Annotated in this window: 23 protein-coding genes; 5 read left to right on the forward strand and 18 right to left on the reverse strand. The window is 44.1% G+C overall.

The genetic code is table 11. The features are described 5' to 3' along the window. Positions 1-14 precede the first annotated feature (14 nt). A complete protein-coding gene (gene dxs, locus TQ33_RS09515; protein ID WP_046561842.1) occupies positions 15-1856 on the forward strand; it encodes a 1-deoxy-D-xylulose-5-phosphate synthase in 1842 nt (613 codons plus the stop codon). A 518-nt stretch (positions 1857-2374) separates the two neighbouring features. On the opposite strand, the gene TQ33_RS09520 is transcribed toward dxs, so the two are convergent. From TQ33_RS09520 to TQ33_RS09565, 10 genes are all read right to left on the reverse strand, one after another. Then, on the reverse strand, positions 2375-2872 hold the full coding sequence (locus TQ33_RS09520; protein ID WP_046561843.1) for a phosphatidylglycerophosphatase A family protein: 498 nt from the start codon (positions 2870-2872) through the stop codon (positions 2375-2377). Between the two features lie 26 nt (positions 2873-2898). Then, positions 2899-3930: a thiamine-phosphate kinase gene (gene thiL / locus TQ33_RS09525; protein WP_084616986.1), complete on the reverse strand. Its 1032-nt coding sequence runs from the start codon at positions 3928-3930 to the stop codon at positions 2899-2901. A gap of 38 nt (positions 3931-3968) precedes the next feature. Further along, on the reverse strand, positions 3969-4397 hold the full coding sequence (gene nusB, locus TQ33_RS09530) for a transcription antitermination factor NusB (RefSeq protein ID WP_046561844.1): 429 nt from the start codon (positions 4395-4397) through the stop codon (positions 3969-3971). A 32-nt stretch (positions 4398-4429) separates the two neighbouring features. Then, positions 4430-4903 (reverse strand): 6,7-dimethyl-8-ribityllumazine synthase, encoded by a 474-nt coding sequence (ribH, locus tag TQ33_RS09535; protein ID WP_046561845.1) that lies wholly within the window; start codon positions 4901-4903, stop codon positions 4430-4432. 125 nt (positions 4904-5028) lie between these two features. Continuing rightward, entirely contained in the window at positions 5029-6147 is a 1119-nt protein-coding gene (gene ribBA, locus TQ33_RS09540; protein ID WP_046561846.1) for a bifunctional 3,4-dihydroxy-2-butanone-4-phosphate synthase/GTP cyclohydrolase II, read from the reverse strand. Positions 6148-6156: 9 nt separating this feature from the next. Beyond that, the gene (locus TQ33_RS09545; RefSeq protein WP_046561847.1) at positions 6157-6759 is read right to left on the reverse strand and encodes a riboflavin synthase; all 603 of its coding nucleotides are present in this window, start codon (positions 6757-6759) and stop codon (positions 6157-6159) included. A 3-nt stretch (positions 6760-6762) separates the two neighbouring features. Then, positions 6763-7884: a bifunctional diaminohydroxyphosphoribosylaminopyrimidine deaminase/5-amino-6-(5-phosphoribosylamino)uracil reductase RibD gene (ribD, locus tag TQ33_RS09550; RefSeq protein WP_046561848.1), complete on the reverse strand. Its 1122-nt coding sequence runs from the start codon at positions 7882-7884 to the stop codon at positions 6763-6765. Between the two features lie 14 nt (positions 7885-7898). Continuing rightward, positions 7899-8354 carry a transcriptional regulator NrdR gene (nrdR, locus tag TQ33_RS09555; RefSeq protein ID WP_046561849.1) on the reverse strand — a complete coding sequence of 152 codons (456 nt, stop codon included), beginning with the start codon at positions 8352-8354 and terminating at the stop codon, positions 7899-7901. A 23-nt stretch (positions 8355-8377) separates the two neighbouring features. After that, entirely contained in the window at positions 8378-9628 is a 1251-nt protein-coding gene (gene glyA / locus TQ33_RS09560; RefSeq protein WP_046561850.1) for a serine hydroxymethyltransferase, read from the reverse strand. Between the two features lie 144 nt (positions 9629-9772). Then, on the reverse strand, positions 9773-10372 hold the full coding sequence (locus TQ33_RS09565; RefSeq protein ID WP_046562441.1) for a transglycosylase SLT domain-containing protein: 600 nt from the start codon (positions 10370-10372) through the stop codon (positions 9773-9775). A 171-nt stretch (positions 10373-10543) separates the two neighbouring features. On the opposite strand from TQ33_RS09565, the gene TQ33_RS09570 reads away from it, so the two are divergent. Then, positions 10544-11098: a response regulator gene (locus TQ33_RS09570; RefSeq protein ID WP_046561851.1), complete on the forward strand. Its 555-nt coding sequence runs from the start codon at positions 10544-10546 to the stop codon at positions 11096-11098. A gap of 10 nt (positions 11099-11108) precedes the next feature. Here the strand turns inward: TQ33_RS09570 and TQ33_RS09575 are convergent, their stop codons facing one another. After that, entirely contained in the window at positions 11109-12047 is a 939-nt protein-coding gene (locus tag TQ33_RS09575; protein ID WP_046561852.1) for a cation diffusion facilitator family transporter, read from the reverse strand. Between the two features lie 88 nt (positions 12048-12135). On the opposite strand from TQ33_RS09575, the gene TQ33_RS09580 reads away from it, so the two are divergent. From TQ33_RS09580 to TQ33_RS09590, 3 genes are read left to right on the forward strand one after another with little or no spacing between them, the layout of a single operon-like run. Beyond that, entirely contained in the window at positions 12136-12504 is a 369-nt protein-coding gene (locus TQ33_RS09580; RefSeq protein ID WP_046561853.1) for a YkvA family protein, read from the forward strand. Between the two features lie 30 nt (positions 12505-12534). Continuing rightward, positions 12535-13179: a class I SAM-dependent methyltransferase gene (locus TQ33_RS09585; protein ID WP_046561854.1), complete on the forward strand. Its 645-nt coding sequence runs from the start codon at positions 12535-12537 to the stop codon at positions 13177-13179. After that, entirely contained in the window at positions 13180-13866 is a 687-nt protein-coding gene (locus TQ33_RS09590; protein WP_046561855.1) for a hypothetical protein, read from the forward strand. A 32-nt stretch (positions 13867-13898) separates the two neighbouring features. On the opposite strand, the gene TQ33_RS09595 is transcribed toward TQ33_RS09590, so the two are convergent. The 7 genes from TQ33_RS09595 to rpmJ all read right to left on the reverse strand — a co-directional run bounded on the left by TQ33_RS09595 (position 13899) and on the right by rpmJ (position 17892). Then, positions 13899-14537 carry a hypothetical protein gene (locus tag TQ33_RS09595; RefSeq protein WP_046561856.1) on the reverse strand — a complete coding sequence of 213 codons (639 nt, stop codon included), beginning with the start codon at positions 14535-14537 and terminating at the stop codon, positions 13899-13901. Between the two features lie 149 nt (positions 14538-14686). Further along, positions 14687-15091 carry a 50S ribosomal protein L17 gene (rplQ, locus tag TQ33_RS09600; protein WP_046561857.1) on the reverse strand — a complete coding sequence of 135 codons (405 nt, stop codon included), beginning with the start codon at positions 15089-15091 and terminating at the stop codon, positions 14687-14689. A 192-nt stretch (positions 15092-15283) separates the two neighbouring features. Then, positions 15284-16264, reverse strand: coding sequence for a DNA-directed RNA polymerase subunit alpha (locus tag TQ33_RS09605; RefSeq protein ID WP_046561858.1), 981 nt, complete (start codon positions 16262-16264; stop codon positions 15284-15286). Between the two features lie 24 nt (positions 16265-16288). After that, complete coding sequence (rpsD, locus tag TQ33_RS09610) at positions 16289-16909, reverse strand: 30S ribosomal protein S4 (RefSeq protein ID WP_046561859.1); 621 nt, start codon at positions 16907-16909, stop codon at positions 16289-16291. Positions 16910-16927: 18 nt separating this feature from the next. Beyond that, entirely contained in the window at positions 16928-17320 is a 393-nt protein-coding gene (gene rpsK, locus TQ33_RS09615; protein WP_046561860.1) for a 30S ribosomal protein S11, read from the reverse strand. A 14-nt stretch (positions 17321-17334) separates the two neighbouring features. Next, a complete protein-coding gene (gene rpsM, locus TQ33_RS09620; protein ID WP_046561861.1) occupies positions 17335-17691 on the reverse strand; it encodes a 30S ribosomal protein S13 in 357 nt (118 codons plus the stop codon). Positions 17692-17778: 87 nt separating this feature from the next. Beyond that, the gene (rpmJ, locus tag TQ33_RS09625) at positions 17779-17892 is read right to left on the reverse strand and encodes a 50S ribosomal protein L36 (protein WP_046561862.1); all 114 of its coding nucleotides are present in this window, start codon (positions 17890-17892) and stop codon (positions 17779-17781) included. Positions 17893-17899 lie beyond the last annotated feature (7 nt).

Below are 17899 nucleotides of genomic sequence, written 5' to 3' on the forward strand. Positions count from 1 at the left end.
ATCTATCTAAACCTATGAGCACTGATCTTTACCCACTATTGACGCACATCAATAACCCACACGACCTAAGAAAACTTGATAAAAGTCAATTGGTTGACGTGGCTGATGAGCTTCGCCAATACCTCATTAATACGATCAGTCAATGTGGCGGTCACTTTGCCGCAGGCTTAGGAACAGTAGAGCTAACGGTGGCACTGCATTATATGTTCGAAACGCCGGAAGACCGAATTGTGTGGGATGTGGGCCATCAAGCTTATCCGCACAAAGTCTTGACTGAGCGCCGTGAGCAACTTCACACGATCCGCCAAACCGATGGCTTGCATCCTTTCCCAGTACGCTCAGAGTCCAAGTACGACACTTTTGCTGTAGGACATTCCAGTACCTCTATCAGCGCTGCGCTAGGCATGGCATTGGCTGCAAAACAGCGCGGTGAAGACCGCCAATGTGTCGCAGTTATTGGCGACGGTGCTCTAACCGGTGGCATGGCGTTTGAAGCCATGAATCATGCTGCCGATACGGATGCTAACCTATTGGTCATCCTCAACGACAACGAAATGTCGATTTCGGAAAATGTCGGCGGTATGAATCGTTATTTAGCCAAACTCCTTGCCGGTCGCTTTTACCAACGGGTTCGCGAAACAGGTAAAAAAGCTTTGCATGGCATCAAGCCATTATCCGAATTTGTGAGTCGTGCCGAAGAGCATATGAAAGGTATGGTTTTGCCTGGTACTTTATTTGAAGAGCTTGGCTTTAACTACAATGGGCCTATCGACGGTCATGACCTTCCGACGTTACTCAGCACCCTCAATAACATCAAACAATTAAAGGGCCCACAGTTTTTGCATGTGGTCACGCGAAAAGGCAAAGGCTACGCACCGGCGGAAAATGATCCGATCGCATATCATGGCGTTCCTATCTTTGATCCAAAAACCAGCGAATTACCGAAAGGTGTCAAACCAAAAACTTACTCCAATATTTTTGGTGACTTTATGTGTGATATCGCCGCCAAAGACGAACGTGTTGTCGGTATTACGCCGGCCATGAGAGAAGGCTCTGATCTGATTCGCTTCTCGAAAGAATTTCCAGATCGTTATTATGATGTCGGCATCGCCGAACAGCATGCGGTTACCGTATCTGCTGGGCTTGCCTGTGAAGGCCTGAAGCCAGTATGTGCGATTTACTCGACATTCCTGCAGCGCGGCTATGACCAGCTGATTCATGACGTTGCGTTGCAAAACCTAGATGTTCTGTTTGCGATTGACCGTGGTGGCCTAGTCGGTGGCGACGGTGCAACGCACAATGGTGCTTTCGACTTAAGTTATCTCCGCTGTATTCCAAACATGGTCATCATGGCTCCAAGCGACGAAAACGAATGTCGCCAATGCTTATATACAGGCTACTTATACGAAGGCCCTGTCGCCGTGCGTTATCCGCGAGGTATGGGCTCGGGTATCGAAGCTGAAAAATCTTTCACTCCGTTTGAAATTGGTAAAGGTGAAGTGAAGCATCAAGGCGAAACGATCGCTATCCTAGCCTTCGGTTCTATGGTCGCAACCGCTCTCGAAGCCGCCGAAAAAATCAACGCCACTGTCGCTGACATGCGTTTCGTCAAACCCCTCGATGAACAACTCATCCGTGAGTTAGCGGAAACTCACGACCAGTTTATTACCATCGAAGAAAACGCCGTACAAGGCGGGGCTGGAAGCGCCATTAACGAATTTATCCTTAACAACGACATTCAAGTTAAAGTCAAAAACCTAGGGCTACCGGATCGCTTTGTTGAGCATGGCAGCACTGGAGATTTGCTGGAAAGAATTCATTTAACCGCAGACGATCTTGTTAAGGTTGTTTCTTAGTTTTTTTGTAGGTTGGGTTAGCCGATAGGCGTAACCCAACATTACTTGTTGTTTGTGCTTTGTCATTCCAAACTTAGACTGGAATCTTAATTTAACTTCCTATTTCGCCCCAGACGTTAGGTCCTCACTCCCCTCGCTCCAAAAAGTTACCCACGCGCCGTCAAACTCGACCTCCTGTCTCGCTTTGACTAAATTAGGCATCCTGCCTAATTTACGCTATAACTTTTCCTCAATCAGCTCAGATTTAAAAGCACGAGCCTATAGGCTTGAACCAAGTATCCCCTTATATTGAGGTGTTCAATTTCCAAAATATTGCTAGTAAAATCAGGACGATTTTGCTAAGAGTTTTCAGCACAAGGAAGTGTTGTAAACTCTGGTGCGTTAAGTATGTTGGAAATAGAGAAGGAAGTCATGTTTACATGACCTCAATATCAGGGTGCCTTTCTTTTGGTTTCTTTTCTTGAACAAGCAAAAAAAAAGAAACTCGCTAAAAAAGCGAAACTAATACGGAAATATGACTAACTAAAATAAAGAAGAGCTAAGTGCAAAACTCCCAGAGCAAACACCCCAGCTAATAAATCATCCACCATAATCCCAAAGCCACCATGGACTTTTTTGTCGAGCCATTTAATCGGCCATGGTTTTAGAATGTCGAAGAAGCGAAAGAGAATAAAGCCAGCAAGCGCCCAATGCCATGCTGTTGGTATAGCGAACATGGTGACGAGGTAGCCACAGATTTCGTCCCAGACAATACCGGGGTGATCGTGTACGCCGAGTTTTTTGGCAGTGTAGTGGCACAGGCCGATGCCGATAATCGATAGCGCCAATGTCACGATTAAATAGTAGGGCAAGGTTAAGAAAGATAATCCGTACCAGAGGGGTATTGCGGCGAGAGTTCCCCAAGTACCCGGCGCTTTAGGCATCAGCCCGGAGCCAAAACCGAATGACAAAAAGTGTGCAGGGTTGGTAAAAACCATTCTGCTGACAAGGGCTTTATCGGCCAGAGGTATCGTCATAGCGTTATTATGATATCCGTTATTTATTAGTTGAAATGCTGCCAGCTTGAGCGACTACTTTGGAACGGCTGACCATAGAGTGTTAACTCTAAGCCACTTCCTATGATTTTGCCAATACGAGTGACGTTAACGCCACACTGCTCAGCTAAGTTAAGCACTTTGTTTCTAACATTAGATAGAGCTGTAAAGCATAGCTCGTAATCATCACCGCCATTGACTGCATATTGCCTTGCTTGATCAATACCGACGCTATTCACTAGCGCGTCAGATAGCGGCAGAGACTCCACGAAAATCTTGGCGCCACACTGACTTTGAGACAGTACATGCCCTAAGTCAGCGGCTAAGCCGTCAGAAATATCCAAACCACAGCACGATAGTTTAGTGAGCTTACGAGCGAACTTTAAGGGCGGAATTGGTTGCGTCAAAGCACTCCACAAAACTTGTTCTGCATCAGTAAGATTGTTACGGCTACCTAAAGCTTTTTTCTCTAACTCGAGCGCTGCAGCCGCCTCTCCTAAATAACCCGTAACCCAGATATCATCTCCGCTGACGGCTTGATTGCGCTCTAGCAAGCGTCCTTTTTTAACCACTCCATAAGCAGTGATATTAATATTCAGCGGTCCTTGCGTGGTATCACCACCCACTAGCGGTATTTTGAACAGTTTACTTACTTTCTGTAGACCTTTGCTAAAACTCGCTAGCCAATGCTCGTTTATTTCAGGCAAGCTAATGGACAAGGTAAAGGCCAAAGGTTTAGCCCCCATGGCTGCCAGGTCGCTGACATTAGCAGCTAAAGCTTTATGGGCGATCAGCTCAGGAGGTAGTTTGGAAAAAAAATGAACGCCATCGACCAATGTGTCAGTCGAGGTGACCAGTTGATAGTTATTGGGAATGTCGAAAACAGCACAGTCATCACCAACTCCTTTGACGACGCGTGGCTTGGCTGTGTTTTTGGAAGACTTGGAACTGGCCTGCTCAGCATCAATATTCCCTTTCAAGTTTTGATCAAAATCATACTCGAAAGTGAAGTATTGTTTTATGAGATCAAATTCGGCCATACACCATTAACTCAAATCCTTTACTTACGTACTGCAGTTTATTCGTGAGGACGTAGCTCTTTGCTAATTTTATCCAAGACACCATTAATAAATTTATGCCCGTCAGTGGCGCCAAACGTTTTAGCTAACTCAATACCTTCGTTAATCACTACGCGGCGCGGAATGTCTATACGGTTTTTAAGTTCAAACGCAGATAAACGAATAATCGCACGCTCAACAGGATCAATATGTTCCATCTCACGGTCAATCGCCGGAGAAACAGCTTCATCAATATCGTGCAAACTGGTTAAAACACCATTAAACAATTCCTGAAAATACACAATGTCTACTTTCTTGCTGTTCATGGTTGCGAGATACTGCGCTTCGATTTCATTCAAAGCATTACCCGTCATTTGCCACTGATAAATTGCCTGCATAGCATATTCTCGTGCTTTACGGCGTGCTGCTGGTTTAAAATTTTGTTCCATAATAAACGCTCTTACTCTCAGTTAGCTTAGGTTTAACCTAGTTTACGAGTTAAATTAATCATCTCTATTGCGGTTGCTGCAGCTTCACCACCCTTATTCATTTTCTTTGGGTTAGCGCGCTCTTCAGCCTGTTCATCAGTATTAACCGTTAAAATGCCGAATATAACCGGCAAGTTATGCTTTATCGAAACATCCATCAAACCACGACTGGACTCCGCACAAACATAGTCAAAGTGTGGTGTGTCACCACGAATAACCACGCCAATTGCAATCACGGCATCATATTCACCACTTAGAGCAACTTGTTGTGTCGCGTACGGTAACTCATAAGCACCGGCAACATCAAAGCGCGAGACCTTATCAGCAGGCACTTCAAGCTCCGCAAACTTCTGCTCAACCCCGTCAATCATCATATCGATAATCGGTTGATTGAAGCGGGCATGCACAATAGCAATTTTGCCACCCTGATACTGGGTCTTGGAAAAGTCTAATTTAAAGTCGCTCATGTGACATTAGGCTCTTAACGTAGGTATGAACTAATGTGTGATCAAATAAGGCTTGACCACGGTTATAAGCGCGTATTGTATTATAACCGTGGCATAATCACTAATGATTCGAGCTATTTTTCAGCCTATTTTTGTGGCGTAATGTGCTCGACAATCTCTAAGCCGTAGCCACCAAGAGCGGTATACTGGGTTCCTGAGCTCAATAAGCGCATTTTTCTTACGCCTAAATTGACTAAGATCTGAGAGCCAATACCGACCGTGCGCTTCTTCTTACGCTGCTGCTCTTGAGTCAGTGTCTCGCCATGGTCTTCACGCTCAAACTGTCGAACACGATCCAAAAGTTCATCGCTCGACTCTTTTTTCGCAATAAGAACCAGAACGCCTTCACCCTCTTCAGAAATCTTTTCAATCGAGTCACTCACCGTCCAGCTTTGGCTCTTGCCTCGCTGAGACTCCAATAAATCAGAAAGGCTGTCGGTTAAGTGAACACGTACTAACGTCGATTTATCGTTGGTAGGGTTACCTTTAACTAAAGCAAAGTGTATCTGCTCATCGATGGTGTCCTTGAACGTATGAAGCCTAAAATCACCATGCTCCGTTGGCCAGTGACACTCGCTGATTTTTTCAACCGTTTGCTCTTTTTCAGTGCGGTATTCGATTAAGTCAGCAATAGTGCCCATCTTTAACCCATGCTCTTGGGCAAACACTTCTAAATCAGGTCGACGAGCCATGGTGCCGTCTTCATTCAAAATCTCAACAATCACAGCCGCAGGGTCAAATCCTGCTAAACGCGCCAAGTCACAGCTCGCTTCAGTATGACCAGCACGGTTTAAGACTCCACCCTCTTGCGCCATAATTGGAAAAATGTGGCCTGGCTGCACAATATCTTCGGGCTTAGCATTAGGAGCCACGGCAGCTTGTACCGTTCTCGCACGATCTGCCGCAGAAATGCCAGTCGTTACGCCAGTTGCAGCCTCAATGGACACCGTAAAGTTGGTGCTAAACTTTGCACCATTACTGGCTGACATCAACGGCAGATTGATTTGCTCACAGCGCTCACGCGTCATGGGTAAACAAATCAGGCCACGACCATAGCGCGCCATAAAGTTAATATCTTCAGGACGCACTTGGCTTGCTGCCATAACCAAATCGCCTTCATTTTCACGATCTTCATCGTCCATCAAAATGACCATTTTGCCCTGACGGATATCTTCGATGATTTCTTCAATACTATTTAGCTTCATAACGGTGGCCTACTCGGCTTTATCTGCGTTCATTAAGCGCTCAAGGTAGCGCGCGATGAGATCAATCTCTAAATTAACCTGCGTCCCTACTTGATAACTATCGGCGATAGTTTCCTGTAATGTGTGAGGTACTAAATTAAGGCTAAACTGGTCTTTTTCAAGGTCATTCACCGTTAAACTGGTACCATCAACCGTAATTGAGCCTTTTGTGGCGATATATTTAAGCACCTCTTTAGGCGCTCTAATTTTATACTGGATCGACCGTGCAGCTTCTTCAATCGACACCACTTCACCAATGGCATCAACATGACCACTGACCATATGCCCACCAAATCGTGTCGTCGGTAACATCGCCTTCTCAAAATTAACAGGGTCTTTTGCTTGGTAATTTTTCATGCAGGTGACCTCAATCGTCTCAACAGAAACGTCAGCCGCAAACCCCTGAGGTAACAGCTCTATGACCGTCAAACAAACGCCATTGCAGGCAATACTGTCGCCCAACGCCACATCACCAAGCGCTAACTTGCCGGTATTAAAAACATAGCGAGCGTCGCCACCCTTTGCTTCGATCGACTCAATAAATCCAGTCGCTTCAATAATTCCAGTAAACACAGTTTAGTCCACTCGGTTGTAAGTTAATTTTAAGTCCTTTCCGATTTGTCGTACGTCCCTAAGTTCTAAATTTATCGCTTGGCTCATGCTGTCCAGCGGTAACTTAGCCATGGCTTTGGCAGTATTACCTAGTAATTTTGGTGCCATAAACACCTGCAATTCATCAACCAGACCTTTTATTAAGAAAGCACCAAGCAGCTCACTTCCAGCTTCGATCAAGACGTCATTTACCCCGTCTTCCGCCAACCTCCGTAAAAGTCTTTCAAGGTTAACATAACCGGAGTCGCATGCTTCCAGGTTTTGCAACGAAACATTGTGACTGAATGAGTCACTCTCTCTTTTTGTTCCAGACACTAACCAACATTGCCCTTGGCCCTTGAAAATTTTTGCGCTGGGGTTAACTTGGTGTTTAGAGTCAACCACCACTCGAACCGGTTGCTCAAAATAAGGGTCAGGAATAATAGCCTCATCTCGGACGTTCATTGAAGGATCATCAAACATCACTGTGCCCGAACCGGTAATAACGGCTCCACTTTGCGCCCTTAACCGCTGTACGTCTGCCCGAGCTTCTGGGCCAGTAATCCATTGGCTTTCACCACTGGCCATCGCAGTCCTACCGTCCAAACTTATCGCCGCTTTAGCGGTAACCCTTGGTAAGCCTGTTGTCATGCGTTTAACAAAACCTGCATTTAAATCAAGCGCTTCTTGCTCCATCAATCCACACTCAACAAGCACCTCAGACTCCCGTAACATATCAATGCCTCGCCCCGAAACTTGAGGGTTTGGGTCAGTCATCGCGCAAATGACTTTGCTTACACCGGCGTCGATCAAGCCCTGAGCACAGGGTGGCGTTTTCCCAACGTGTGAGCAAGGCTCTAAAGTCACATAGGCGGTAGCGCCACTAGTGTCATGGCCATTGGCTTGAGCAGCATTGATAGCATTCACTTCTGCGTGGGCAAGACCAGGCTTTTGGTGCCAGCCTTCGCCGATAATTTGAAGTTCATTATTGATTGTTTTGACTAATACGCAGCCGACCCGAGGATTCGAGCGTGTGGTAAACCAGCCCTTTCGAGCTAATTGAATGGCTCGCGCCATAAAGCGCGCATCGTTTGAATTAAAACCCATAAATTCCGAGCGAGTTACTTATCGCTCTGTAACTTATCAATTTCCTCACGGAACGCCTGGACATCCTGGAAGCGGCGATATACTGAAGCAAAGCGCACATAGGCAACATCGTCTAGTGCGCGTAATGCCTTCATGATTTCTTCACCCACAACACTAGCTGACACTTCACGCTCACCCAGTGCTCGAAGGTTAGAAAGAATTTTGTTGATAGCGGCTTCTAAATCTTCAACGCTAACAGGACGCTTTTCTACAGCTTTCGCTAGTCCCGTTCGCATCTTTAGCTCATCGAACGGCTCACGAGTGCCGTCCGACTTGATGATTTTAGGCATAACCAACTCTGCACTCTCAAAGGTCGTATAACGTTCACCGCAAGATAAACATTCACGACGGCGTCTAACTTGACTACCATCAGCCACTAACCGCGAATCAATCACTTTGGTATCCGTATGAGCACAAAAAGGGCAATACATAGCCGCTAATCCTTCCTAATCAATTATTTGTAAACAGGGAATCGCTTGGTTAACTCCATCACTTTAGCTTTAACGTCGCTAATAACCTGCTCGTTATTAATGTCGTCAAGAATATCACAAATCCATCCTGCAAGCTCTGTGACTTCTGCTTCTTTGAAACCACGAGTGGTTACTGCTGGCGTTCCTAAACGTAAGCCACTAGTAACAAATGGTGAACGTGGCTCGTTTGGAACCGTGTTTTTGTTTACCGTGATATTCGCTTTACCTAAAGCAGCTTCGGCGTCTTTACCGGTAATGTCTTTGCTGATCAAGTTGACCAGGAACAAGTGGTTTTCAGTACCACCCGAAACAATGTCTACACCACGCTCAACGAACACTTTTGTCATGGCCTGAGCATTTGCTTTAACCTGCTTTTGCATCGCTTTAAATTCATCACTCAAGGCCTCTTTGAACGCAACTGCTTTCGCCGCAATAACGTGCATCAAAGGACCGCCCTGACCGCCAGGGAACACTGCTGAGTTAAGCTTCTTCTCTAACTCAGGGTTGGCTTGAGCTAGAATCACACCGCCTCGAGGACCCGCTAACGTTTTGTGCGTGGTCGACGTTACAACGTGAGCATGTGGCACTGGGTTAGGATATTCACCAGCTGCGATTAATCCAGCAACGTGCGCCATATCAACAAATAAGTAAGCACCTACTTTGTCGGCAATCTCGCGGAACTTTGACCAATCCACCGTACGAGAGTACGCAGAGAAGCCAGCCACCAACATTTTTGGCTTGTGCTCAAGCGCCAAGCTTTCTACTTCGTCGTAATCGATATAGCCATTTTCATCAACGCCATACTCAACGGAATTATAAATTTTACCGGAGAAGCTCACTTTCGAGCCGTGAGTTAGGTGACCACCGTCAGATAGGCTCATGCCCAAAATCGTATCGCCTGGCTTAATCAACGCCATGTATACAGCAGCGTTCGCCTGAGAGCCTGAGTGTGGCTGAACGTTGGCATAATCGGCGCCAAACAACTCTTTAACACGCTCAATGGCTAATTTCTCAGCAACATCAACGTATTCACAGCCGCCGTAATAGCGCTTATCTGGGTAGCCTTCGGCATACTTGTTCGTTAAAACAGAACCTTGTGCTTCCATGACACGTTTACTGGTGTAATTTTCTGATGCAATCAACTCAATATGCTCTTCTTGACGCTTTTCTTCAGCATCAATTGAAGCAACCAATTCTGGGTCAAAATCTCTTAGAGAAGTAGTATTACCCAACATACCTAAATTCCTCTGGTGTTAGTTTTAAAAATTGGGCTCATTCTAACTGATTCCATAGCGAAATGCGCCATAATTAGACCGCATATCTTACCACTTATCGTCCTATATATAACCTAACACTATATCCACAACCCAAGGCTGAGCTCAGAACCAGCCTCGGATGTTATCATCAAGCTGAGGACGGCAGCGTTTATATTGCCGAGCATACTCCAATGAGCGCCTCTTAACCTTCTCAGACACTCGCAATAACCATGATTTACTGCGGTATGTACCGCGCTTATAACCACCCCAACCCTCGTGGTAAGCAAGATATTGAGCTTTAGCATCCCACTTAGAAATCCCCAGCTTTTTATGAGACTGGAAGGTATACCAACCTATAAAGTGTATCGCGTCATCAAACTCATCACGCTTTGCGTTCCAGTTGCCGGTCGAACGAATGTAGGTTTCCCACGTACTTTCTAGCGCTTGGGCATAGCCATAAGCGTCCGACGGACGTCCGATTGGAATAAACCCGAGGAACCACTCCATATCCGGACGAATGGTGCGGTTAAACTTTGATTCTTGATGCATGATCGCAAGTTGAACATGGAGTGGCGTGCCCCACTCCTCCTGCGAGTCCAAAGCAGATTCGTACCAATCCTCTTCCGACAAGATGCTGCATAAGTCATTAACATTACTCGGCTTATAGGTCGCGCACGAACTTAACAGACTGGTTATTGTCAGTATTATTAACACTTTCTTAATCAAAAACGTATCCTTTCACAATTTCTAACAAGTTTTTTTGATAAATGAATTTATCATCACTGGAACAATGCTAAAATGCCCGCGAAAATAAGGCTTCACTGACATCAGGTTAGTCTCCACGACTAACGAGGGATATTCAACTACTGGAATACAATATTAAGCAGCTGACGTATGAGCACAATTTTATTAGTCGATGACAATAGCAACATTTTAGCAAACACTGCCAAACACTTGGAGCAGTCAGGCTATAAATATGACTATGTCGACGATTATAAAACAGCGCTTAATTTCCTTAGATTGTCGCGACCATCCATTCAGATTGTTGTTATAACCTTAAATAACTCCCTAGGCTACCCAGTCATGCGCAAACTGCAAGCGCTAATGTCTGATCGAGCGACCATCATCGTCTACTCCAAAGACAGCGATGGTGCCATCTCCACTTGGGTAAAGAAGCACAATGTCCCCTATTTCTTCAAACACGATATTGAAGAGTTGCAACTTTTCAATCGCATTAAGCGCACGCTATTCAGTAAAGGACAGTTTTTTACTCACCAACAACTCAACAAGCTTGCTAAAATTCTGTCAAAGTATACCGACCAAGCAGAGAGCTTAGTGAAGTCTACGGCACCTCACTCAAAAAGCTTGCAAGAGTTGCAACACAAGCTAGCCCGTAAGTTAGAAGGCATTGAAAACCAACGACGTTTTTTAATCGACGTTCAAAAATAAAGCGATAATCTTACTTTACCGCGGTATCCACACAGGTCACAGCATCGGTATTTTCTAAACAACTTGTGCGCTCAATTTGAATGGTAGCATGCACAAGCCCATGCTTGACTCGAAGTTGCTCCAACATCACATCAATCATGGTATCACCTTCATAGTCGTCCTTGATCAGAGCGTGAAACGTCATCAATGGCTCTTGCTCACTGATACTCCACAAATGCATATGGTGGATATCAACCACACCTTCTAAAGCCATCAAGTCCTCTCGAATTTTCAGAGTATCCAATTCCTGTGGCTTACCCTCGAGTAATATATGCGAGGAGTCTTTAATAACATGGTAAGCACTACGAAGAATCAACATTGAGACAACAATTGATAACAGCGGATCTACCCATAAAAGCCCCCACTGCCAAATGATCAGTGCCGCTACTATTGCACCGACTGAGCCTAACAGATCCCCGATCACGTGCAGCAAAGCACTGCGAACATTAATATTCGAGCCACTGGCGCTATGTAAGACTTTGAATACCACAATATTAACGATTAAGCCGAGTATCGCGACGAACAGCATGGTCGTGCTTTGAATAGGGTTCGGCTCATAAAAACGCTGAATACTTTCCCACACAATCCATATCGTGAGGCCTATTAAGAAAATCCCATTGGTATAAGCTGCCAAAACTTGCAGCCGTCCATAACCAAATGTTCTCTGGCTATCTGCAGGCTTAGCACTTAGAGTCATCGCGTAAAAAGCTAACAGTAACGCTGCGGAATCCGTAAGCATATGTCCTGCATCCGCTAACAACGCTAGCGATCCCGATATGATGCCACCTACAACCTCTACTAACATAAAAGAGCTAGTTAGAATAACGGCCCACAACATTTGCTTACGACTGGCTACTGGGTGCTCATGATTTTCATCATCATTGGCATGGGAATGACCGTGGTGATGCATAAAACTCCTTAGTGAATTTTAGGTCTTAACTATATCAGCCAATCACTTGTTTTGTAAAAACAGTGCATTATCCAAGTAGGTATTCCACATGACACAGACTCCTTCTGGTAGCGAAGAGAACCTATCAAAAGCAAAGAAATACTATTCCGATCAAAACTTCTGGTTAAAACTCAAGAAAGCCCCTCAGGCTATTGGCAAAGAAGCGCTTGAGAAATTACTGATTCTCTACTATTGTTTCCAAGACCCAAGTACGCCGAACAAAGAGAAAGGAGTCATACTTGGAGCTTTAGGCTATTTTATCATGCCTTTTGATCTAATCCCTGACATTCTACCCGGTGGCTGGACCGATGATTTAGGGGGTTTAGCCTTAGCCGTTGCCAAAGTGACTGGCGCTATCAATGAGACACACATCGAAAAAGCTCGCCACAAACTTAACAAACTGTCGAACAAAGCCTAAACTGTAGAAAACTGTTAACAATACAATCAGATGCCACTACTACAGGAATTGCCCGAGAAAAACATTTTTCAAGCATACGGTATACTGCTACTTCAGAATAATCATCGTTTTGTGCGCAAACTTAAAAAGCATTACACCCCTTCCATACACGGCCACAAAACATGGAACAGTAGCTTCGTACTGATGGACTACTTCTTACACAATGAAACCCTTGAGTATGAACAAAGCATCATGGAGCTTGGCTGCGGTTGGGGTCCTGCCAGCATATTCTGCGCACAACATGCCTCAGCTAAAGTAACTGGTGTTGATCGTGACGATGAAGTTTTTCCTTTTTTAGAGGTCCAAGCAGCGTTAAATGAAGTCGACGTTACAACCAAACAAGCAAGTTTTGAAAAACTGACTAAGAAAGAGTTGTCTAACTATGACATTCTGATTGGTGCGGATATTTGCTTTTGGGATAAGTTGACAGGCATTCACTTTAACCTTATCAAACGAGCTTTCCAAGCTGGAGTCAAAGAAGTTATCATAGCCGATCCAGGCCGCGAGCCATTCTATGCGCTTGCTGAAAAGTGTTTAGAGTTTTTCGAGGAGTGCGAGCTTATTGATTGGTACGCCAGTGAACCTGAGTACTTTGAAGCTGATATTCTGCATATCAAAAACTCAAGTGATAGTTAAATGCCGATAATTATACTACTAGCTCTATTAACCGCCATTAGTGGTTGCTCTCCGAAGTCAGACGTTGTTTACGACCCTTTTGCACAAGTTGAAATGATCGATGAAGAACAGGTCAATACGACTGAACGAATTGAGTATTTAGCCTTTCGATATTATCACGATATGCAAGAACCTAGTTATCTAAACTATTTGCAGGGCATTAAAGAGAGTTATCGTTTCACCTTTACAGGTGATTATGAACCAGACTTAATTATAAGGATAAATCACTGGGCTTGGAGTGATAGCTACTCTATTTCAGTAAAGAAACGTAAACGAAATAGTTATCATGTATCCGAGTGTATTAGGGATGCAAAAACTGAAAATATATATAACTGTCCACCAACAAGCTATTCTAAGATTTCGAACAAGCAAATCTCAAAAGCAGAGTGGGATCACTTCAAGTTGCTACTAAATAAAGCAAAGTTTTGGAGTGAAGATAATGAACTACACCCTCCAAAAAAGTTCTTTATCTTGCATGGCACTCATTGGGCAGTTGAAGCGTATAGGGATATTAGGGATGTTGAAATGAATAAAGAATACAGTATAAATACACCGAGATACGGAACCAATATCTATAAAATTGGTTCCTATATTCTAGCCTTAACCGATGAGGAATCTTGGTTAGACAGGACAAAAGAGGCACAATAAAAAAGCCAGCGTAAGCTGGCTTTTTAAATTAACTATTTAGGTTCAGGTCCTCCCCCGTTCCAACAACCAGGCACATAAACACTGTAATTATGCCAGCTTCCTGTTTGGCCGTTAACGGTTGCACGTAGTCTCAATTGGTAACTTTTGCCGTTAGGTCCTGGAACCTTGTTAAACATGGTTGCTGAACTACTTCCGGAATAGACCGTATACCAAGACGAACCATTTTTTTCTTGTAATAAATAACTAGCCCCTGAGATGTGCTCCCACCACATACTTCCTTGTCGTGTATAATAATTGCAGGCGCCATACTCATAATGGAAATAGTCAATATCCGTAACGCTTTGAGTCCCCATTTTACAGCTTGAGCCTAACTTAGACTCGCTATAGGAGTACGGAACATTTGCAATACAAGAATTACCAGTAGTAGGCGACTTTAGTTCTACTTGCGATTTACCAGTTATAGGAACGAATTGCTTTAACAACTCTTCCTCACTTTCTTCAGTCTTAGCCGTTGAGCAAACTGCGAACCCTTCATACTTTGGTTGAGCTATTTCAACTGAGGACTTACAACTTGCAGTGCGCATATCAGTATTTTGCGATTTTGCAATTGCAGTAACTGCTAAAAGCTGTGCAGCTAATCCTAACGCTATGGTGGGTAATATAACCTTCATTTTTTTCTCCTTCTGTAAATGAAACCTATTCATAGCATCGATCCATGATATATCTCAAGTTGTTCTTGATTGTTTTTTATATTTTGTGAACCTTTACGTATAAAAAAAGCCAGCTAATGCTGGCTTTTTTTATTATCACGATCTAGAAACTATTCTTCAGTCTCTTCGATGTCCAAATCGTCTTCTTCTTCAACGATTGGGCGGTCAACCAATTCAACGTATGCCATAGGAGCATTGTCGCCTGGACGGTTGCCACACTTTAAGATACGCAGGTAACCACCTGGACGATCTTGATAACGAACACCTAGCTCGCTGAATAACTTTGCGACAGCTTCGTTGCTACGAATACGGGCAAAAGCTAAACGACGATTAGCGACAGTGTCATTTTTCGCTAAAGTGATTAACGGCTCAGCCACACGACGTAGTTCTTTTGCTTTTGGCAAAGTCGTACGAATCAATTCATGTTCGATCAATGACGCAGTCATGTTACGGAACATAGCTTTACGGTGTGAACTGTTACGGTTTAATTTACGACCTGATTTTTGATGACGCATATTGAGTTCCTCACTCTATTTAATTCCAGCCTACTGTAGTACTGGAAAAACGGTAAATTTAAATCAGCTTCTCATTCAAAATTTTGGTTAAGTCAAAACTTTCAACAATGACTAACTTAGTAAAAAAGCGCAAGGAGACCCTTGCGCTTAATTTGATACAGAAAACTTAGCTTGCTAAAGCTTACTTAGTGATTACTCACCAAGAATGCTTGATGGAGGCCAGTTCTCTAGACGCATACCTAATGACAAACCACGTGAAGCAAGAACGTCTTTAATTTCAGTCAAAGATTTCTTACCTAGGTTTGGAGTCTTAAGTAACTCAACTTCGGTACGCTGAACCAAGTCACCAATGTAATGGATATTCTCAGTTTTCAAACAGTTTGCAGAACGTACTGTAAGCTCCAGGTCATCAACCGGACGCAATAGAATCGGATCGATTTCTGGCTCTTCTTTCTCAGGCTCAGCTTGTTTTTCATCTTTTAAGTCAACGAATGCTGCTAATTGTTGCTGAAGAATAGTTGCGCTACGGCGAATCGCTTCTTCAGGGTCAATAGTACCATTTGTTTCAAGATCAAGAACCAGCTTGTCTAAGTTTGTACGCTGCTCTACACGCGCAGATTCTACGGTGTAAGATACTTTCTTCATTGGGCTGAAAGAAGAATCTACTTGTAAAACACCAATTGGCTTATCTTCACCTTCAGGTAGTTTACGAGTATTTGATGCCTCATAACCACGACCAAGTACAATCTTGATACGCATTGTTAAGGCGCCACCTTTATTCAAAGTAGCGATGTAGTGATCTTTGTTCACTACTTCAGCACCATTCACTTCTTCAATGTCAGCAGCAGTCACGACGCCTTCGCCTTTCTTTTGTAAAGTAAGAGTCACCTCTTCTTTATCTTCCAGGCGAACTGCCAACCCTTTTAAGTTCAAAAGGATATCGATTACGTCTTCTTGAACACCCTCAATCGCTGAGTATTCGTGAAGGACGCCGTCGATTTCTACTTCTGTCACTGCGGCACCTGGCATTGAAGACAACAAGATGCGACGCAATGAGTTACCCAAAGTGTGTCCAAATCCACGCTCAAAAGGTTCCAAGATAACGCGAGCTTTTGTGCCCTCGTCTGATTCGACCTTAATTTGACGCGGAGTCAGAAATTCAGTTGCTGACATACTATCCCTCTCAAGGATTAAAAATTACTTAGAGTAAAGCTCTACAATTAGGTTTTCGTTGATGCTAGCGTCCAATTCAGTACGCTCTGGAAGACGTTTGAACTGACCTTCCATTTTTGTAGCATCGACTTCAATCCACTCAGGCTTGTCACGTTGTGCTGCAAGCTCTAGAGCTGCAACAATACGCGCTTGCTTCTGTGATTTTTCACGAACAGAAATCACATCTTCAGCTTTTACTGAGTAAGAAGGAATGTTCACCGACTCACCGTTAACCATGATTGCTTTGTGGCTAACAAGTTGACGAGCTTCGCCACGAGTAGAAGCGTAACCCATACGATAAACTACGTTATCTAAGCGTGACTCCAATAATTGCAACAAGTTTGAACCAGTCGCGCCTTTAAGACGGTCAGCTTCTTTGTAGTAGTTACGGAATTGACGCTCAAGAACACCGTAGATACGACGAACTTTTTGCTTTTCACGAAGCTGTAAACCATAGTCAGAAAGACGGCTACGACGCGCGCCATGCTGTCCTGGAACAACTTCAATTTTACATTTGGTCTCAATTGCACGAACGCCTGATTTGTGTCCAAGATCAACACCTTCACGACGTGACAATTTAAGTTTAGGACCTAGATATCTAGCCATTTTAAACTCCCGTTATTGTTACACACGACGCTTTTTAGGCGGGCGACAACCATTGTGTGGAATCGGTGTCACGTCAGTAATGTTGGTGACTTTAAAGCCAGCTGCGTTAAGTGCGCGAACCGCTGATTCACGACCTGGTCCAGGACCCTTAACGAAAACTTCAACATTCTTCATGCCCATCTCTTTTACTACCTGAGCAGCGCGATCAGCAGCTACCTGTGCAGCGAAAGGAGTAGACTTACGTGAACCACGGAAGCCAGAACCACCAGATGTTGCCCATGCAAGAGCATTACCTTGACGGTCTGTGATCGTAATGATGGTGTTGTTAAACGACGCATGGATATGCGCCATACCATCAACTACGGTCTTTTTAACTTTTTTCTTACTACTAGTACGAGGTGTTTTAGCCATTATGTTCCACCAAACTATTTCTTAATCGGTTTGCGAGGACCTTTACGGGTGCGAGCATTTGTCTTCGTACGTTGACCACGCAATGGTAGGTTACGACGATGACGAATACCTCGGAAACAACCCAAGTCCATCAAACGTTTAATATTCATGTTGATTTCGCGACGCAAATCACCTTCAACGGTAAACTTGCTCACCTCGTTTCGTAGATTCTCAATTTGGTCTTCGTTCAAATCTTTGATCTTTGCAGTAGGTTCAACCCCTGCATCAGCACAGATAATCTGTGCACGAGGACGACCGATACCATAGATAGCGGTCAGTGCGACATCAGCATGCTTATGTACCGGAATGTTAATACCAGCTATACGAGCCATTTAACAATATCTCCTAAATTAAATAAGCAGGCGTGAAAGGGCGGCTATTTTAGCCACATCACGCCTAAAAATCAAACAATTATCGAATTAACCTTGACGCTGTTTATGGCGAGGGTCAACACAGATAACGCGAACACTGCCGTGACGACGAATCACTTTGCAGTTACGGCACATTTTCTTAACAGAAGCACGAACTTTCATTTGTTAC

Source organism: Kangiella geojedonensis (assembly GCF_000981765.1).
GTDB classification, from domain to species: Bacteria; Pseudomonadota; Gammaproteobacteria; order Enterobacterales; family Kangiellaceae; genus Kangiella; species Kangiella geojedonensis.